The 19,263-nt window shown below is 43.6% G+C and carries 21 protein-coding genes; all 21 read left to right on the top strand.

Features of this window, described 5'->3' with window-relative positions:
* The first annotated feature begins 9 nt into the window (after positions 1-9).
* The 21 genes from H8704_RS10655 (at position 10) to flhB (ending at position 19,250) form a co-directional block, all read left to right on the top strand.
* The gene (locus H8704_RS10655) at positions 10-1,632 is read left to right on the top strand and encodes a hypothetical protein (RefSeq protein WP_022463892.1); all 1,623 of its coding nucleotides are present in this window, start codon (positions 10-12) and stop codon (positions 1,630-1,632) included.
* A 101-nt stretch (positions 1,633-1,733) separates the two neighbouring features.
* Positions 1,734-2,744 (top strand): flagellar motor switch protein FliG, encoded by a 1,011-nt coding sequence (gene fliG / locus H8704_RS10650; RefSeq protein WP_249298256.1) that lies wholly within the window; start codon positions 1,734-1,736, stop codon positions 2,742-2,744.
* Positions 2,737-3,549 carry a FliH/SctL family protein gene (locus tag H8704_RS10645; protein ID WP_249298255.1) on the top strand — a complete coding sequence of 271 codons (813 nt, stop codon included), beginning with the start codon at positions 2,737-2,739 and terminating at the stop codon, positions 3,547-3,549. Before fliG ends, H8704_RS10645 begins: the two co-directional genes overlap by 8 nt.
* 20 nt (positions 3,550-3,569) lie before the next feature.
* Positions 3,570-4,889 carry a flagellar protein export ATPase FliI gene (fliI, locus tag H8704_RS10640; protein ID WP_249298254.1) on the top strand — a complete coding sequence of 440 codons (1,320 nt, stop codon included), beginning with the start codon at positions 3,570-3,572 and terminating at the stop codon, positions 4,887-4,889.
* A 3-nt stretch (positions 4,890-4,892) separates the two neighbouring features.
* Positions 4,893-5,348 carry a flagellar export protein FliJ gene (fliJ, locus tag H8704_RS10635; protein ID WP_022463888.1) on the top strand — a complete coding sequence of 152 codons (456 nt, stop codon included), beginning with the start codon at positions 4,893-4,895 and terminating at the stop codon, positions 5,346-5,348.
* A 5-nt stretch (positions 5,349-5,353) separates the two neighbouring features.
* Positions 5,354-6,100 carry a MotE family protein gene (locus tag H8704_RS10630; RefSeq protein WP_249298253.1) on the top strand — a complete coding sequence of 249 codons (747 nt, stop codon included), beginning with the start codon at positions 5,354-5,356 and terminating at the stop codon, positions 6,098-6,100.
* Positions 6,101-6,159: 59 nt separating this feature from the next.
* Positions 6,160-7,767 carry a flagellar hook-length control protein FliK gene (locus H8704_RS10625; RefSeq protein WP_249298252.1) on the top strand — a complete coding sequence of 536 codons (1,608 nt, stop codon included), beginning with the start codon at positions 6,160-6,162 and terminating at the stop codon, positions 7,765-7,767.
* A 32-nt stretch (positions 7,768-7,799) separates the two neighbouring features.
* Positions 7,800-8,666 (top strand): flagellar hook capping FlgD N-terminal domain-containing protein, encoded by an 867-nt coding sequence (locus tag H8704_RS10620; protein WP_249298251.1) that lies wholly within the window; start codon positions 7,800-7,802, stop codon positions 8,664-8,666.
* A 14-nt stretch (positions 8,667-8,680) separates the two neighbouring features.
* The gene (locus tag H8704_RS10615; RefSeq protein ID WP_330605951.1) at positions 8,681-9,085 is read left to right on the top strand and encodes a TIGR02530 family flagellar biosynthesis protein; all 405 of its coding nucleotides are present in this window, start codon (positions 8,681-8,683) and stop codon (positions 9,083-9,085) included.
* A gap of 181 nt (positions 9,086-9,266) precedes the next feature.
* Positions 9,267-10,883, top strand: a complete 1,617-nt coding sequence (locus H8704_RS10610; protein WP_249298250.1) for a flagellar hook protein FlgE — start codon at positions 9,267-9,269, stop codon at positions 10,881-10,883.
* Between the two features lie 123 nt (positions 10,884-11,006).
* Positions 11,007-11,201, top strand: coding sequence for a flagellar FlbD family protein (locus H8704_RS10605; RefSeq protein WP_022463882.1), 195 nt, complete (start codon positions 11,007-11,009; stop codon positions 11,199-11,201).
* 23 nt (positions 11,202-11,224) lie between these two features.
* Positions 11,225-12,034, top strand: coding sequence for a motility protein A (locus H8704_RS10600; RefSeq protein ID WP_022463881.1), 810 nt, complete (start codon positions 11,225-11,227; stop codon positions 12,032-12,034).
* On the top strand, positions 12,034-12,825 hold the full coding sequence (locus tag H8704_RS10595; RefSeq protein ID WP_022463880.1) for an OmpA/MotB family protein: 792 nt from the start codon (positions 12,034-12,036) through the stop codon (positions 12,823-12,825). The genes H8704_RS10600 and H8704_RS10595 overlap by 1 nt, the downstream gene beginning before the upstream one ends.
* A 44-nt stretch (positions 12,826-12,869) precedes the next feature.
* Entirely contained in the window at positions 12,870-13,385 is a 516-nt protein-coding gene (locus H8704_RS10590) for a flagellar basal body-associated FliL family protein (protein WP_022463879.1), read from the top strand.
* 117 nt (positions 13,386-13,502) lie between these two features.
* Positions 13,503-14,483, top strand: coding sequence for a flagellar motor switch protein FliM (gene fliM, locus H8704_RS10585; protein WP_249298249.1), 981 nt, complete (start codon positions 13,503-13,505; stop codon positions 14,481-14,483).
* 4 nt (positions 14,484-14,487) lie between these two features.
* The gene (gene fliY / locus H8704_RS10580; protein ID WP_249298248.1) at positions 14,488-15,639 is read left to right on the top strand and encodes a flagellar motor switch phosphatase FliY; all 1,152 of its coding nucleotides are present in this window, start codon (positions 14,488-14,490) and stop codon (positions 15,637-15,639) included.
* Positions 15,640-15,666: 27 nt separating this feature from the next.
* Positions 15,667-16,056: a flagellar biosynthetic protein FliO gene (locus tag H8704_RS10575; protein WP_118676235.1), complete on the top strand. Its 390-nt coding sequence runs from the start codon at positions 15,667-15,669 to the stop codon at positions 16,054-16,056.
* Positions 16,057-16,070: 14 nt separating this feature from the next.
* Positions 16,071-16,916, top strand: coding sequence for a flagellar type III secretion system pore protein FliP (gene fliP, locus H8704_RS10570; protein ID WP_022463875.1), 846 nt, complete (start codon positions 16,071-16,073; stop codon positions 16,914-16,916).
* A gap of 34 nt (positions 16,917-16,950) precedes the next feature.
* Complete coding sequence (fliQ, locus tag H8704_RS10565) at positions 16,951-17,220, top strand: flagellar biosynthesis protein FliQ (protein WP_249298247.1); 270 nt, start codon at positions 16,951-16,953, stop codon at positions 17,218-17,220.
* Positions 17,221-17,247: 27 nt separating this feature from the next.
* Positions 17,248-18,015 (top strand): flagellar biosynthetic protein FliR, encoded by a 768-nt coding sequence (gene fliR, locus H8704_RS10560; RefSeq protein WP_249298246.1) that lies wholly within the window; start codon positions 17,248-17,250, stop codon positions 18,013-18,015.
* Between the two features lie 104 nt (positions 18,016-18,119).
* The gene (flhB, locus tag H8704_RS10555; RefSeq protein ID WP_022463872.1) at positions 18,120-19,250 is read left to right on the top strand and encodes a flagellar biosynthesis protein FlhB; all 1,131 of its coding nucleotides are present in this window, start codon (positions 18,120-18,122) and stop codon (positions 19,248-19,250) included.
* The last annotated feature ends 13 nt before the right edge of the window (positions 19,251-19,263 follow it).

Below are 19,263 nucleotides of genomic sequence, written 5' to 3'. Positions count from 1 at the left end.
AGTTGTAATATGAAGGAAAGAGTACAGGAAATTCCAGCAAAGGTAGTTGAATTCTGGAATAGATATACAAGCAGACAAAAAACCATCATTATAGCAGTAATATGTGTTGTACTGGTATTGATCGGTGTGATGGCGTATCTTGTCTCGCGTCCGACATGGACAAGGTTTCAGCAGTTTAGTAATCTGGATGATGCCTCCAGTATGGTAAAGGCACTGGACGATGAAGGAATTGCCAATAAAAGCTCAAAGGATGGTCTGACGTTATATGTCCATGATCAGGATATGACAAAGGCCTTTTATTGCATGAGTGATAATAATCTCACAGATAAGGGATATACATGGGATGATGCATTTAACAACAGCATTTCCACTACAGAGAGTGAGAAGAACCAAAAGCGTGTTCTTGCTCTGCAGAGTGAGTTGAAAGCGAGTATGGTGCAGTATTCCTTTATTGATGATGCAAAAGTGTTTATTGATGTGCCGGAGAGTACATACAGCATTCTGGATGAAGAAAATGTCACCTCTGTAACAGCTATGGTTGATGTAAACCAGAAAAACGAAAAACAGCTGACCTCGGATGCGGCACAGAATCTGGCATATTGGCTGGCAAATGCAGTGGGTACAGATGTAGATCATGTTATTATCAATGATTATGATGGTAATTGTCTCTATAACGGTTTCACCAGTGATGGACTGGGCGGAGATCTCACGGGAGGATCCACGGAGTATTGTGAGAGATTGAGAAACACCATCGCTTCCAATCTGGTAGACTTGCTGGTGCGTTGCGGTTATGACGATGTACAGGTTGGTACACAGGGAATCCAGTTCAATATGAACAAGGTTGAGACCCTGACCAAAAAATACAGCGTTGCAGATGGAAGAGATTACGGATATCCGACAAACTATGTACATTCTACAAATGAGGGATCTTCCGGCACCGTCAGTGGTGTTCCGGGGACAGACTCCAATGACAATGATGAGACGGATTATGTTATAAATGACGGTAATTCCAACAGCTCTTCTCAGGAGTATGAAAAGCTTACCGGTCTTTTGACAGACGAAACCATTGAGAATATTAAGCAGGAGAAACCGGCGATCCAGCTGGATCAGTCTTCTTTGGGTATTGTTGTGACCAAGTATACGGTATATGATGAGGCGCAGTTGGAGAAGGATGGCACTCTTGACAATATGACTTTTGACGAGTTTATGGCTCAGAACAATCAGACGACGACATTTAATGTTCCAAACACGGAGATACAGCTTCTTTCCAGTGCCTCCGGTGTTGCGGCAGGCTCGATTACCGTTGTGGGATATAATGTTCCGAAGTTTGTACAGAAGACAACCAAGAGCCGTAGTATCTCAGATTATCTGATGATCATACTGGCAGTACTGATCATTGCGCTGCTGATCTTTGTCGTAGTACGTGGAACAGCACCGGTTGCTGTTGCTGATGAAGAGCCGGAGCTTTCTGTTGAGCAGCTTCTGGCAACCACAAAGGAAAATCAGTCCTTAGAGGATATTGAGTTTAGTGATAAGTCTGAGACGAGAAAGATGATAGAAAAATTTGTCGATGAAAATCCGGAGGCGGTTGCCCAGCTGCTTCGTAACTGGATCTCAGACGACTGGGAATAATGGTATGAATATTATAAAGGAATTGCGGTGCGCAATTCCTTTATCCGCTATAATTGGAAGATAATGATGCCATAGCTTTGTGGCAGAAATGGAGGATGAAAATGGCAAAGTCAGAGGAAATATCAGGGATCCAGAAAGCGGCGATCCTTTTGATCGCACTGGGGCCGGACAAGTCTTCGTCCGTATTTAAGCATCTGAAGGAGGACGAGATTGAGCAGATCACATTGGAGATTGCCAATACAAGAAGTGTATCGCCGGCGGTAAAGGATAAAGTAATGGACGAGTTCTATGAGGTATGTCTGGCTCAGCAATATATTGCTGAGGGTGGTATCGGATATGCTAAGGATCTTTTAGAAAAGGCTCTTGGAGCCGAAAGAGCAAGAGATGTGATCGGAAAGCTGACAGCTTCTCTGCAGGTTCGTCCTTTCGAATTTGTTCGTAAGACAGATGCCAGCCAGCTTTTGAACTTTATTCAGGATGAGCATCCACAGACTATAGCGTTGATCTTATCTTACCTGTCTTCGGCGCAGGCGTCCGTGATCATTTCGGCATTGTCGCCTGATAAGCAGACTGATGTGGCAAAGCGTATTGCCCAGATGGATCGGACTTCGCCGGATGTGATCAAGGAAGTGGAGAAGGTGCTGGAGCAGAAGCTTGCTTCTCTGGTCAATCAGGATTACACCATTGTGGGTGGCGTAGATGCGATCGTGGATATTTTGAATACTGTAGATCGTGGAACGGAAAAGCATATTATGGAGAGCATGGAGATCGAGGATCCGGAGCTTGCAGACGAGATCCGCAAGAAGATGTTTGTATTCGAGGATATTCTTTCCCTGGACGACCGTTCTGTACAGCGTGTGCTTCGTGAGGTAGACAATAACGAACTTGCTGTTGCGTTAAAGGGCTCCAATGAAGAAGTTCAGAATCTTATCTTTAATAACCTTTCAAAGCGTCTTGCTACGATGATCAAAGAGGATATGGAATTTATGGGTCCTGTCCGTATGAAGGATGTTGAGGAAGCACAGCAGAAGATTGTAAATATTATCAGAAAGCTGGAGGATTCTGCGGAGATCATCATTTCCAGAGGCGGAGGTGACGAGATCGTTGTCTAATTTGATAAAATCCGTATATTTTCAGATGGATCAGGATGATACCAGAGTGATCGATTCGGATCATCAGATGGTGCAGTTTGTGCCACAGCTGCTGCAGAGAGAGCAGGTTTCTTCAGAACCGGATACGGAAAGCCGGGAGGAAGGTTTTCAGGGAGGAATGAATGTCCTGAATATGGATGATGTCCGCCGGGAGGAACGGGAAAAAATGCAGAAGGAGACCTCTCAGGAGAGGGAGGAGCTTCTGGCTGAGGCTCACAAAGAGGCGCAGAAAATAGTACAGAAGGCACAGGAAGAAGCGTCGCAGATCCGTGAGCAGGCACAGGAAGAGGGCAGAAACGAAGGCTTTGAACAAGGGCAGGCGCAGGCGAAGGAGCGGCTGCAGGAAGCAGCATTAAAATTGCAGAAGCAGATGGAACAGGAGCGTCAGGTGCTCAAGGAACAGGAAGAGGCACTAGAACCGAAATATGCAGAGATTATGGCTGCCCTGATTGAAAAAATCACCGGAGTTCTTTGCTCTGACAAAAAGGATGTTATTGTGTATCTGATCCATCAGGCACTGAATCAATTAGAAAAGACAAAATCGGTAAATCTGAGAGTTTCCAAAGCGGACGTTTTAAGGGTGTCTGCAAACAAGAAAGAACTGAAAAAATGCGTTTCAGAAGGTGTTGAGTTTGATATTACCGAGGATGACAGTCTGAAGGAAAACCAGTGTATTATTGAAACGGATCAGAGGATCATTGACTGCAGCCTGGATGTACAGCTTCAGAATTTAAAAGATCAGATTAAAATGCTGACGATCATGTAGATGCCTGAGGAGGAAAACGGATGGTTGATATTGACCTGTCAAAATATAAAATATTGTTAAACCAGTCCTATGAAAAAAAACTTGGTAAGGTGGCAAAGGTGGTGGGACTTACGGTAGAGTCCATTGGCCCTGCCGCCAAGTTAAACGATCTGTGTCATATTATTACACAGGATAAAGATCAGGTGATCAATGCCGAAGTGGTTGGGTTTCGTGACGACAGGGTCCTGTTGATGCCTTATGATCAGACGGTGGGAGTGGGACTTGGCAGCCGTGTGGAAAATACGGGGGCTCCTTTAAAGGTTATGGTTGGAGATGAACTCCTGGGCAAGGTTTTAGATGGTCTGGGCAATCCCATTGACGGTTCAGAGATTCACTGCTCATGTGGTTATTCTGTACAGGCGCAGCCGCCGGATCCTTTGACAAGAGAGCTGATCGATACAGTGCTTCCTCTGGGGGTAAAGGCAGTGGATGGTCTGATCACCGTGGGAAAAGGACAGAGAATTGGCATTTTTGCCGGAAGTGGTGTTGGTAAAAGTACCCTGATGGGAATGTTTGCAAGAAATACAAAGGCGGACATCAATGTAATCGCACTGATCGGTGAGCGAGGCCGTGAGGTGCGGGAATTTATTGAGAGAGATCTGGGACCGGAAGGAATGAAGAGGTCTGTTGTAGTCGTGGCAACCTCTGATAAACCGGCATTGATCCGTAAAAAGGCGGCGATGACGGCAACTGCCGTAGCAGAGTATTTCAGAGATCAAGGAAGAGACGTTCTTTTGATGATGGATTCCCTGACACGTTTTTCTATGGCACAGAGAGAGATTGGACTTGCTTCCGGAGAACCGCCGGTATCCAGAGGATATCCGCCAAGCGTCTATGGAGAGATGCCACAGCTTCTGGAGAGGGCGGGGCGTTCCGACAAGGGTTCCATTACAGGATTGTACACCGTCCTGGTAGATGGTGATGATTTCAATGAACCGATTGCGGATACTGCGCGTAGTATTTTAGATGGCCATATTGTACTGGATCGTAAGATCGCACAGAAAAATCATTATCCGGCGATTGATGTACTCCAGAGCATTTCCCGTGTTATGAGCAGTATTGTGGATCCTCAGCACAAGAAGGCAGCCGGTCAGTTAAAAAATGTACTGGCAACCTACGCGGAGGCAGAGGATCTGGTGAATATCGGTGCATATAAGGCGGGTTCCAATCCATCCATTGATTATGCATTGTCCAAAATTGATGCAGTGAATGAGTTTCTGCAGCAGGATGTTTACGAAAAGCTCAGCTTTGAGGAAAGTATCCTGCGGTTAGAAGAGCTTTTTCCGGAGGAGGACGCATAATATATGGCCAGATTTGTTTTTTCTATGGAGAGCATACTGCAGATCAAACTGAAGCTGGAAGATCAGGCAAAAGCGGAATATGCAGTGCAGATGGCGCAGCTTCAGCGTGAGCAGGAAAAACTGGAAGCACTTCAGAAGCATAAGGAAGAAGTGCAGGCGCAGCTTCGCCGGCAGATCAGTGCAGTGCTGGATCTGTTACGGATACGACAGCTGGAGGATGGCGTGGAAAATATTAAATATAATATCAGCCTGCAGAAAATGGTGGTATTCAATCAGCAAAAACAGGTGACAAAGGCCAGAGAAAAACTGAATGAAGCCATGAAAGAAAGAAAGACATACGAAAAACTGAAGGAAAATGCGTTTGAGGATTTCAAAAAAGAATTGAATGCCGAAGAACAAAAAGAAATAAATGAATTAGTCAGCTTCCGGTTTGGCAGGGAAGCAGGCAGAGAGGGGTAAGTATAATGGCAAAAAATGACGATAATATGTTAGACAGAGAAAAAGGTGGGAGCAGGATTGTAACGGTACTGATCGCTCTTGCGATCATTGCCATATGGCTGGTTATCTTTGCCTGCCTGATCAAGTTTGATGTGGGAGGAATCGGAAGTAATGTTTTGTATCCGGTATTGAAGGATGTGCCGGTGGTGAACCGGATTCTGCCGACACCATCCGAGGAGGAGCAGGCAAAGGAAGGAAATTATGAATACACAACATTAAAGTCGGCCAATGCAAGGATTAAGGAACTGGAGAGCCAACTGGATTCAGAAAACGGAACCACGACGGCCAATGCCGATTATATAGCGGATCTGGAGGCACAGGTTAAAAAGCTCCAAAAGTATAAGGATTCCGAGGATGCATTTAATAAGCGTGTGCAGGAATTTGACGAAAAGGTTGTTTTTAATGATAAGGCACCGGATATTTCAGAATATCAGAACTATTATGAACAGATTCAGCCGGATAATGCCGAGAAGATTTACCGGCAGGTATTAAAGAAACAGCAGTATTCCAAGAAGGCGGAGACTCTTGGTACATATTATGCCAATATGGATGCGGCTGCGGCGGCAGTAAGATTGTCTGAGATGACAGAGGATCTGGATCTGGTGTGTGACATTCTGCAGAATATGCAGGAAAAAAAGGCTGCAGCGATTTTGGAACAGATGGATAGTGCTTATGCGGCACAGATTACCAAAAAGATATCTGCAGTAGATTAGTTTGTTGTCTGCGGAGTAATCCGTTGACATAGATATTTTAAGAAAAAGGAGGTGAAATGATGCAGAAATTGAGTGCGATTATATCGGATGGAAATCTGACCGCACCATCAGCGAATGTTGTAAATTCTTCCAAAAATTCCGGAGATTTTCAAAAGATCATGACAGATATGAAGAATTCCAGAAATGGTAAGAATGTTGTGGAAGGCAAGACCGGAACAGCAAAGAAAAAGAACGCTGTGATCAATCAGACGAATACTTGTGGAAATCCGGATGATAAGGTTTCGCAGATAACGCAGAATGCTTCTCAAAAATCAGATGTCAGCCAGACGGATTCTGCAGCGGAGAGCTTCACCAAAAATGATTTTCTTCAGGCAGAGGAAAAAGTGAGATCCATTGTGGAGGACGTTCTGGGGCTGGATGAGGATATACTTCAGCAGACGCTTGCTTCTATGGGGATTACAGTGATGCAGCTGCTTGATCCCAAAGTGTTGCAGCAGTTTGTCGTGCAGGTAAATGGCGGCAATGATGTGACAGATCTTCTGACCAATGAAAACATGATGCAGCAGTTTTCAGAATTATCGGTCGGTCTGCTTGATATTAACTGGGAAGAGCTCACAGGTCTTACAGGAGAGCAGTTAAGCGATATGTCAGCCGATCAGTTTGATGACAGCGAGCTTTTGCGAAACTTGATCGACCAGCTTGAAGGAACAGCAGTAGCAGATGATGGAGCGGTATCTGTAACAGAGGATGTATCACAGGCAGATGTGCAGATAGTTTCTGAGCAGAAGGAGAATCAGATAAAGGAGACTTTTTCCGTATCAGGGGATACTCCGGAATCGGTATTGACGGAGAGCAGCCCGGATGCTTCGACTGTTGTTGCAGATAACGGCGAAAATGTCAACAGACAGGTGATGGCAGAAAATACCGTTCTGTCGGAAGAAGCGGTTCAGGACAATGTCAAAGTGACAAATGAAGATGTAGTGCCGGTGGCTGCTAATTCTGGTGAAAATTCATCTGATGCAGGCGCAGAGGATCTGATGCAGAATGCATTCCGAAACGGAGAGGAGACAGCCGGCCAGTCAGGAAATCCGACGTCATATTTTGAGGATTCTCCGGTTGCCGTGACAGGATCCCAGACGATTATGAACTTTGTAGAAAACTTGGTGCAGGCTTCCAATGTGGAGCAGGTGCAGGAGCCGGTCAATATGCAGCAGATGATTGATATTGTCAATCAGGTTGTGGAGCGGGTTCACTCCTCGTTGCAGGATGAAACAACAACACTGGAAATGCAGTTAAATCCGGAACGGCTTGGCAAAATGCTTCTTACTGTCAACAGCAGGGATGGTGTGATGACCGCCAGTATTACCGTGCAGAATGCAGAGGCAAAGGCAGCGCTGGAAAGTCAGATGATCACTCTTCGGGAGAATCTGGAACAAAAGAACCTGAAGGTAGAAGCAGTTGAGGTATCCGTTTCTGATTTCGCTTTTTCACAGAGTGGACAGACAGATACGGGAGACCAGAAGAATTTCCGGCAGGGTAATGGAAAACGATCCCGGTTCCGTTTTGACTCGGATGAGGAGGAAACAGACAATCAGGAGGAAACAGCGCAGTCCGTTCGCCGGAGTATTATGCCGGACAGTGGTTCAAGCGTTGATTTCACGGCATAAAATGCAGTTTATAGCAGGAAAGGAGAGTTTATATGAGTTTAGTTGCACCGGTAGACAACGGTCAGGTGAATATTTCAGAGACTTCACAGGAAACGGAAAAGAAAACAGGATCTGCGTTGGACAAGGATGATTTTCTTATGCTTCTGGTAACGCAGATGAAATATCAGGATCCGCTGGAGCCGGAATCCAACACAGAGTATGTAGCACAGCTTGCACAGTTCTCATCTCTGGAGCAGATGCAGAATCTGAACAGCACAGCAACAAATACTTCAGCATACACATTGGTTGGTAAGCAGGTGCGTATCCGGGAGACATCAGAGACAGGGGCAGAAAAAGAAGTACAAGGTATGGTCGAGTACGTTAAGATGCAAAACGGTAAGCCGTATGTATCAGTCAATGGTGAGATGTATTCTTATGATGATATTGTTGAGGTGATTGATGACAATTATCTGATTTCTCAGTATATTCCATCGGTAAAACAGCAGGAGATCACTTATCTGCATCATGATCCACAGAATGCCAAGATTACAGGAATCAGCATGGGATCCAATGGATATGAGGCAACCAGCCTGGCAGTCGCATTGATGGCTGAGGATGGAACGACCACAAAGATCGATGCCGGCAAGCTGAGTTACAAGAATGGTGTATTAACCATTGATAAGAGTGTGTTTGCATCGCTTCCGGCAGGAAAGTATGTTGTTGGAATCGGTTTTGATGACATCAATAAGACGGTAGATTATGCAAGCGTAACGCTTACGATCAAGGGAAATGTTGAAAAAAACCCGGACACGGCTGGCAAGGATACGGAAAATACCGACAAAGTCACGGACGGCACCGATAAGGATGCAGAGAACACGGACAAAACAGAGAATACCGGCAAAGAAACAGCGCAGGCTTAAAGCAGAGGGAGTGGATGTTTATGCATAAGCTGAATGAAAATTACACGTCCATTGATATGATGGCAGGTCAGCTGTTACAGCGAAAAACAGCCACAGGCAGAGAGAATTCCTCCCAGACAGAGGTATCCTTTCAGAAGATTTTAGACACGGCAGAACAGAAACATGATGCCAGCAGACTGAAATTTTCAAAACATGCAAACGAACGGCTTGCACGACGCAACATCAATTTGTCGGAGACACAGATGGAGCGTTTGGAAAGTGGTACAACGAAGGCACGGGAAAAGGGAATTCAGGAGTCTTTGGTGATGGTTGACAATTTGGCGTTTATCGTTAATGTAAAGAATAATACGGTGGTAACAGCACTGGGGGACAGCTCAGATTCCGTATTTACAAATATTGATGGCGCTGTGATTGGATAATTTTATTTTGGGAAATGTCAGATGCCGGACCTTTTCGGAGGCATAAGATCTTGACTGACAGATGGATCTTAGTGACATTCCTGCAGCAAATGCGGCTTCACGGGAGGCGGCAGTTTTTCCGGCAGGGCACACCTGGCGGGAGATATGATTACATAATGTGTGCAGAAATGAGGTTTTTATTATGATGAGATCACTTTATTCTGGTGTGGCAGGATTAAAAATACACCAGACAAAAATGGATGTAATTGGTAACAATATCGCAAATGTAAATACGGTGGGATTTAAATCAAGCAGTGTTAATTTCTCTGATACCTTTTATCAGACAATTTCACCTGCCACCGGTCCAAACAGCACGACAAATACAGCCGGAACCAATGCAAAGCAGATCGGTCTTGGTGGTCTGGTTGCATCCATTACGACAAATATTACAGAAAATGGTGGTCCCACAACGACAAACCGTGCTCTAGATGTGGCGATTAACGGGGAGTCTTTTCTGGTAGTAAATGTAAACGGAGAGCAGCTCTTTACCAAATCAGGTGCGTTAAACGTAGATCCTTCCGGAAATCTTTATTGTACAACAAACAACGGTATTGTTCAGGGATGGATGGCAGATGACGACGGAAATATCGTAAAGGATATTGCAACAGATTTAAAGATTATGACAGCAAAGCAGACTTCTGCGGCACCAACAGCAACTACAGCAGCTACCTTGCTTGGCAATATTGATCCAAATGATAAGCAGCTTACACCGACTCTGGATGCCAATGGAAATATTACAGGTGGTGGTGTACCGGTAACATTCAGCTTTTATGATAAGCTGGGTGAGCTTTATACCGTTAAGCTTATGATCACAAAGAATCCTTCTGATCCAAATGCAACAACTACAAGCTCTGTTGTACCGTATACAGCAAGAGTGGCTGATGTATATAACTCAGAGGGCGAGTCTATCTTTGTAAAGAAGACAGAGCAGGCAGATGGGTCCGTGAAATATTCCAGCAGCGGAGCACAGATTTCTTTTGGTAATAAGGGAGCAAAATTTGGAATTGACACCTCTTTGAATGATGCGGATAGCGGCATTGTAAATGGTGTTAATGAGAATACCGGTGAGTTTACAATGAAGTCAAGTACGATCCCGCTTCTTTTTAACAGCCAGTCAGGAAACTTTTCGGCAGTAGATGCTACGGTAGGAGCCGACGGCTCTATTACGGCAAACAGAAGCAATCAGCAGTATGCCGGAAATTGTGTCAACTTTGCTATCTATCAGGGCGAGGATGCAGAACATGTAGGAAATGACAGTACTTTCCCACAGTATGATGCAACAAATGATAATGGCGGTATAGAGGTTGATTTCTCTTCTCTGACCCAGTTCTCCAAGGGAGGAACCAGTGAGGTGACATATAAGCGTGGTGATAAGGGTGGCAAGAACGCGGGTAACTATGCCGGAACAATGACAGGTATTTCCGTTGATGAGGAAGGAAAGATCTATGGTAAATATTCCAATGGTGAGACAAGATGCCTGGCGCAGATCTGTGTTGCTACATTTTCAAATCCGTCTGGTCTGGAGGCGGAGGGAGAGAGTTTGTTCCGTGCTTCTTTAAACTCCGGTCTGTTTGATGGTATTGGTGAGGAAGTTTCCAAGAGCGGAAGCATTACGGTAGGTGCTCTGGAGATGTCCAACGTGGATCTGGCATCAGAGTTTACCAATATGATCACGACACAGCGTGGTTTCCAGGCAAACTCACGTATTATCACAACATCAGATACTATGCTTGAGGAGCTTGTAAATCTTAAGAGATAATAATACAGAATAATCGTTTTTTGGTGGAATAATTTCCCTGATACAATGAAAATAAGTGGAAGATGGGCGGTAAGTATTTGATACAATACCGCTCATTTTCTTAGTGTAAAGGAAGTGAAGAAAATGATTGATGTAACAAAGATGAATGGTGGAAGCATTACCGTGAATGCAGATCTGATCGAAACAGTGGAAGAAACACCGGATACAATTATTACTCTGACCACCGGCAAAAAAATAATTGTAAAAGAAAGTAGACAAGAAGTAAAAAATCTAGTAAAATCATATAGGAGTGAGTGCAATTCGTTTCGAATTGACTAATCATACATAAGGTGGTGGAAAAAATGGATATAGCTACAATAGTGGGTCTTGTCATTGGTATCGCATGTTGTATCATCGGTATTATTTCATCTGGTGGAGTTACAGCATTTGGTCACTTTGTGGATCCTGCTTCAGCTATCGTAACATTCGGTGGCGCATTTGGCTGTATGCTTACACAGGCGAAAAGTATCCCGGAGCTGGGAAAGTGTGTAAAGACTATCTCGCTGGCTTTTAAGGTGCCAAAGGCAGATGAGGTAAATGTCATTGAAAATATCATTCGTTTGTCCAATATTGCCCGTAAGGAAGGACTTCTGGCATTGGAGGAAGCGGCGAATGATGTAGATGATGAGTTTTTAAAGAAAGGCATCATGCTGATCGTGGATGGTACTGACCCGGAGCTGGTTCGAAGTATTATGGAGACAGAGCTTGGAGCTATTGACGGTCGTCATAATGAAAAGATCAACTTCTGGGCTACATTAGGTAGTATGGGTCCTGCATGGGGTATGATCGGTACTCTGATGGGACTTGTAAACATGTTGTTCAATATGGATGATATGAGCAAGCTGGGACCAAACATGGGTGTTGCCATTATTACGACATTTTATGGATCTATTCTGGCAAACTGGCTTTGTGTGCCGATTTCATTCAAGTTGAAACAGAACAATGCCCTGGAGATCACGATGAAAGAGATCATGGTGGAGGGACTTTTGTCCATTCAGGCAGGTGAGAACCCTCGTGTGATCGAGGAGAAGCTTAAATCCTTCCTTTCACCACAGATTCGCGAGAACATGGGAAATGGTGATGGAGGAGCCGCTGAAGGTGGTGAGGCATAATGGCAAGAAAAAAAGAAGAGGAAGAAATCAAAACCGACCTGTGGAAAGACACATTTTCGGATCTGATGAATCTGCTCCTGTGTTTTTTCGTGCTGTTGTACTCTATGTCTTCTGTGGATGAGGTGAAGTATTCCGAACTGGTCGCCTCTATGTCCAACAGCTTTAGCATATTTAGTGGTGGAGCGCAGGCCATAGGTGAGGGACAACTGATTTCCAGTGGTGCCACACAGCTGAATAATTTGGACGAGTATTATTCCGATATGGGAAAAGCAGCGGAGGATACCGATGCAGACGATCCTATGGCAGAAGAAAAAAAGAAACAGCAAAAGGATACCAGAAAACTTTACAGCGATGTGGTAGAAGGTACGGAAAAGAACCGTATCGAGGATTCTGTCAGTGTTACTATGGATGAGAATTACCAATATGTTATGATTTCTCTGAGTGGTGGAGTGCTGTTTGATTCGGGAAGCGCAGAGATACGTTCCGGAGCGAAGACGATCCTCAGCCGGGTATCCTACATATTAAAGAATTATAAAGATCGTCAGATTAAGATTGAGGGTCATACCGACAGCAATCCGATCCATACCAGAGAGTATCCAAGTAACCGGTGGCTGTCCACTGCGAGAGCAACCAAGGTGTTGGAGTATTTTGTGGAAGAAAAGGGATTAAGTGAGAAACATATGGAAGCCTCCGGAAGAGGAGATGTAGATCCGGTAGCGGACAATTCCACTGCAGCCGGCAGAGCCAAAAACCGGCGTGTAGAGATTAAGATATACAGCGATATTGATTGAACTGTTATATTTGATAAAATGATATAGAAAGGTAAGGAGTTTTTATGAAAAAAAATATTTTTAGTGTAATTATTGCAGCATTAACCGTGATCAATGTTATATTGACCGCGATTATGTTCTTTGTAATGCTACCAACTTTCCAAAAGACAAACAATCTGATCACCCAGGTTGCATCTGTATTGAATCTGGAACTGGATCAGGAGGATTCGGAAGGGGCACAGGATTACACGCTGAAGGATTTGGAGCAGTATTCCGTTGCTTTTGAATCCCAGCAGACATTGAATCTGGCATCTGGTGATGACGGGAAAATGCATTATGCAATGCTGGATGGATATACTCTTTCCTTAAATAAAAAAGCCAAGGATTACAAGGATGTCAATGAAACCTTAAAAGCAAACGAAGCAAAGCTTACCGATGTGATCCGTGGTGTGATCCAGTCACATACAGTAAATGATATTTCCGAAGAAGTTGTTAAAAAAGAAGCATTGGAAAAAATCCAGAGTCTTTTGGATTCCAAGGCTGTTGTGGAAATTTCGCTGACTAATCTCATGTATAATTAGGCATTTGCTTTTTAGCTAAAATGTGATATGATTATTATGAATGTGTTTATATGAAGTGACTAATTTTGGCTGAGCTTCGGACAAGGTTCAGAGAAGTTCAGGTGTGAGGTGAAGAGAATGGGAGATGTCTTATCGCAGGATGAGATAGACAGTTTGCTCAGTGCATTAAATAGTGGTGAGATTAATCCTGATGAGATTGATGATACCCCGAAGGTTGCGGTGAAAGATTATGACTTTGCCAGACCATCGAAGTTTTCAAAAGATCATTTGCGTACTTTGGAGATCATTTTTGAAAATTATGGCAGACTTCTTTCGACAAATCTGCCGGCATATCTGCGTAAATCAGTACAGGTTGAAGTAATGAATGCGGAGGCGAATACATATTCCGAGTTTTCCAATGCATTGTCCAATCCGGTATTGCTGGGGGTTGTAGATTTTGCCCCGCTTAGCGGAAGCATCCTGTTGGAATTAGCTTCTAATCTGGGATTTGCGATTGTGGACCGTATGCTTGGCGGTGGAGGAAATCCTTTGGAAAAGTCCAGAGAGTTTACCGAGATTGAGCTGATCATATTAGAGAGGATCATGGAGGTTTGTACCGGATTGCTGGTGGATCCATGGCAGAGTGTAACGGAACTGCAGCCGAGACTGGAGAGAATTGAGACGAATTCGCAGTTTGCACAGTTTATTTCTCCGAGTGAGATGACGGCAATCGTTACTATGAATGTCAAGATAGGTACTGTAGAAGGATTGATGAATATCTGTATTCCGTATTCATGTGTGGAATCAGTTATTGATAAATTAAATACAAAGTATTGGTATTCTACCATGCGGGAGAGGGATGGAGAACATTATGAGGAAGCGATTGAAGGGATTATTAGTCGTGCCAAGATACCGATTCGTGCATTGTTAGGAAGGAGCACCATATCTGTAAATGATTTTATGAATATACAGATAGGGGATATTATTAAGCTGGATTCCAAGGTTGACGATGAATTAGATGTGTATGTTGGAAATATTATGAAATTCAGAGCACTGCCTGGTGCCATTTCGGATTCTTATGCTGTCCGGGTGACGTCAGTGATAAGGGAGGAGCAATAAATATATGGATGGTATGTTATCACAGGAAGAAATCGATGCGTTGACAGGGGCCGCAGGAGCTGCAACAACAACGGCAGCGCCAACAACGATGACACTGACAGACGCAGAGAGAGATGCGGTCGGAGAGATTGCCAATATTAATATGGGAACCGCAGCAACGACATTATCTACTCTCCTGAATAATAAAGTAACTATTACGACTCCGAAGGTTTCGTATGTTACGATCAATGAAATATCTGCACAATATGATAAGCCGTGTGTTTTTATTCACATTTCCTATATTGATGGAATTTCAGGAAATAATGTTCTTATCTTGAAAGAGCATGATGTAAAGGTAATAACCGATCTGATGATGGGTGGAGATGGATCAAATACAGAAGGAGAACTGACAGAGCTTCATTTGAGTGCGATCAGTGAAGCAATGAATCAGATGATGGGATCGGCAGCGACATCCCTTTCTTCTATGCTGGATAAGAAGGTTGATATCAGTCCGCCTACGGCAAGTGTTGTTGATCTGAATGACAGCATTGATGATGTGACAGTATCAAGTTTCCTGGCTGATGAACTGGTACAGGTATCGTTCACAATGCAGATCGGGGATCTTGTAGACAGTCAGATCATGCAATTATATCCTTTTGATTTTGCAAGAGATCTGTATCAGAAATTTATTGGTGATGCAGGACTGGGACAGGAGGAAGCTCAGCCGGAGCCTGCACCGGCAGCACAGCCGCAGAGTACACCGGATCCGATGGCGGGAGTGAATATGAATTCAGCTGCACAGGCAATGCCACAGCAGCCGCAAATGCAGCCGGATATGGCACAGCAGGTGATGCAGCAGCCATATATGATGCCTGCACCAAATGTCAATGTTCAGCCTGCACAGTTCCAGCCGTTTAATGCCGGAGTCAGTCCGCTGATGCAGCAGGAAAATATTGATCTGATCATGGATGTTCCTTTGGAGGTGACGGTAGAACTTGGACGTTCTAATAAGTCGATCAAAGAAATTCTTGACTTTTCACCGGGAACGATCATTGAGTTAAACAAGCTGGCAGGAGAGCCGGTGGATGTCCTTGTTAATGGCAAGTTTGTGGCTAAGGGCGAGGTTGTCGTGATCGAAGAAAATTTTGGTATTCGTATCACAGAGATTACAAAATAAAAGAAAAAGGAAGCTGGAGGTGTAGATATGTCTGTATTTATAGTGGGTCAGTCTGCACTTGCCAGCTTTTTGAAATTATTGATGCTTTTGATTGCTTTCATATTGATCCTGGCAGCTTCTTATTATGTAACCAAATGGTACGCTAAATCCGGATTTATTAAGAAGCAGACCAACAATATGGAAATTATTGATACGTTTTCTATGGGCCCAAATCGTCAGATCTGCATTATGCGGATTGGTCAGAAATATATAGCGGTATCTGTCTGCAAGGATCAGATCCGTTTTCTGACAGAGATTCCGGAGGATCAGCTGGAATTGACGGCACAGATGCCACAGGTGGATGGGGCACCGTTTAAAGATGTTTTTCGGGATATGATGAGACAGCAGTTTCCATCCGGGAAAAAGAAAGAGAAATAGAAAAGGTTTTAGTTATGAATCCATTGAAAAAAATATTATCTCACAAGTCAATATGGAAAGGAATGCTGACATTTGCGTTATTTATTCTTGTATTCTCTGTTTCTGCGCCGGCATATTCTACCGCAGCAAAGAGGGTGGATCAGACCACGCAGGACGAGATTGCAGGACAGGCCGACGGAGACGATGATACTTTTGATCTGAATATTACATCAAATCTGGGAAGTACCCGCTTGGAATCGACGCTTCAGATTTTGATCATGCTGACGATTCTTGCGCTGGCACCGTCTATTTTGATCATGCTGACTTCTTTTACGCGCATTATCGTGGTATTTCATTTTTTGAGAACAGCTCTTGGTACACAGACCACGCCGCCAAATCAGGTACTGGTGGGACTGGCTCTTTTTATGACGATTGCCATTATGACTCCGGTTTTTACTCAGGTTTATGATGACGGGGTGAAGCCGTATACCCAGGGTCAGATGACAGAAAAGGATGCTTTGGATGCGGGACTTGCTCCTTTGCGGAAATTTATGCTGGGACAGACGAGGGACAAGGATCTGAAGCTCTTTATGGAGATCAATAAGACTTCCTCTGATGAGATTAAGGATTATGATGATCTTTCAATTACAACTATTATTCCGGCGTTTATTATCAGTGAGCTTCGAACGGCGTTTATTATTGGTTTTATTATTTATCTGCCATTTATCGTGATCGATATGGTGGTCGCGTCCACCCTGATGTCCATGGGAATGATGATGCTTCCGCCCACAACCATATCATTGCCGTTTAAAATCTTGTTATTTGTGTTGGCAGATGGATGGAATTTGATCGTAGACCAGTTGGTTCGATCGTTTCAATAGGAATTTCATAATGTTAGGAGAGGAGATGTAGTATATGACGGCTGATGTAGTAATTGATATTGCGAGAGAGGTTGTGTGGGTGATCGTAAAGACCTCGGCACCACTGCTGATCGTATCTCTTGTTGTGGGACTTGTTATCAGTATTTTTCAGACGATCACATCTATTCAGGAACAGACGCTGACATTTGTACCAAAGTTTATTGCGGTGATGGCGGTTTTGGTATTGGCCGGAGGATGGATGTTAAATGACATGACCTCTCTGTTTGTTGATCTTGTGAAGAGCATACCGCAATATATAAAATAATTTTAATTGGAAAGGAGGAGGTGTCCGGTGCAGTTTACGATAGAGTATTTAGAGTATATTCTTTTGGTCTTTATCCGGATTGCATCTATGATGGTGACGGCTCCTTTTTTTAATTCCAAAAATTTTCCGAGACTTACAAAGATGGGACTTAGCTTCTTTTTTTCTTTGGTTGCGGCAAATATGCTTGATTTTACATCCTTGAGTTATCAGGGTGTGGTGGGGTATGCCACTCTTGTTTTACAAGAGGGGATTACGGGTGCCATTATAGGACTTGCCTCCGGATTTTGTTTATATATTCTTAATTTCTCCGGTAATATGTTTGATATGGAGATTGGTTTTTCCATGGCAATGGAATTTGATCCAGCGACCAACGTGCAGTCAACTATTACATCGGGACTTTTCAGTCAGCTTTTTCTGGCGTTATTTGTTGTATCGGATATGCATTATTTTGTGATCGATGCAATCTATGATTCTTATAAATTGATCCCAATTGGAGGGGCAAATCTAAAAGGGGATTTTTTATCTGTGATGGCGACATATATTACAGATTATTTTGTCATAGGCTTTCGGATCATCCTTCCAATCTTTTCATGTATTTTGATTGTAAATGTGGTGCTGGGTATTCTGGCAAAGGTGGCACCGCAGATGAATATGTTTGTGATCGGTATGCAGTTAAAGGTGTTTATTGGTCTGTTTCTGTTGTTTCTGCTGATGGGATACCTTCCAAATATCGTGGATTTTATGTTTGTGGAAATGCAGAAGCTCACGAAATTGTTTATTGAACAGATGGCATGATCTTGAGAAAAGACAGGGTCATATCATTGCTATTTGATATGAAATGAGTTATAGTATATGTTAGGTATGGTGTGATGTATATACCGTTTTGAATGGAGTTGGATATGCAGGAAGGGAGATTAAAACCTTATTATCTGTCCTATAATCTGCAATTGTTTGCAAAAGAAGGACAGGATGGTGAAAAAACCGAAGAGCCTACTGCCAAAAAGCTGGAAGATGCCCGGAAAAAGGGACAGGTTATGCGAAGCACAGAGGTGGTGACGGCTGCGACTCTGCTTGTGTTTTTTCTGATGCTGAAAGTGTTTGTGGGTTTTATTGGAAACCGTTTTATCAGCAGTTTTCATAAGACTCTGGGGAGCATCGGTGATTATACCAGTGAACCCTTTAATACAAATATGGCCAGAACGATTATCCGCAGTTCCCTGTGGGATATCGTGGTAGCGGCGTTTCCTATGATGATTGCCGGTTTTGTTGTAACGATCGTATCTATTTTATTTCAGGTAAAGTGGAAGGTGACAACGGAGCCGCTCAAGCCGAAATTTGACAAATTCAATCCTGTCTCAGGGATGAAGAGGCTTTTTTCTAAAGACAAGATCATGGATCTGTTAAAGTCCACGGCAAAGGTTATCATACTTGCATATGTAGTTTATTCATATCTTAAAGATCAGTGGCCATTGATCTTTAAGATGTATTCCTACACACTTCCGCAGGCCATTGCAGTGATTGGAGATACTGTGATCAGCGTTGGCATCCGGATCAGTTTATTTTTTGCTGCAATTGCCGTTTTTGATCTGTTTTATCAGAAATGGAAGTTTCATCAGGATATGATGATGAGCAAGCAGGAAGTGAAGGATGAATATAAAAATTCCGAGGGAGATCCTAAGATAAAGAGTCAGCAGAGACAGAGAATGCAGCAGGCATCACAAAGAAGAATGATGCAGGATCTTCCCAATGCAGATGTTGTCATTACCAACCCAACACATCTGGCAGTTGCAATTCGATATGATAAAGAAGCGCATGAAGCACCGGTTGTGGTTGCGAAGGGGGCTGATTATCTTGCACAGAAGATTAAGGATGTGGCAAGGGCAAATGCCGTTGAGATTGTAGAAAACAAACCTCTTGCAAGAATGTTATATCATAATGTAGAGATCGGAGCGGAGATACCGCCGGAGCTGTATCAGATGGTTGCAGAGGTTCTTGCATATGTATATAGTCTGCAGGGCAGAGTGAATTAGACATAGAAAAGGA

The sequence above is a fragment of the Jutongia huaianensis genome, from assembly GCF_014384985.1.
Classification (GTDB): Bacteria; Bacillota; Clostridia; order Lachnospirales; family Lachnospiraceae; genus Jutongia; species Jutongia huaianensis.
This window is presented reverse-complemented; position numbering and strand designations above follow the sequence as displayed.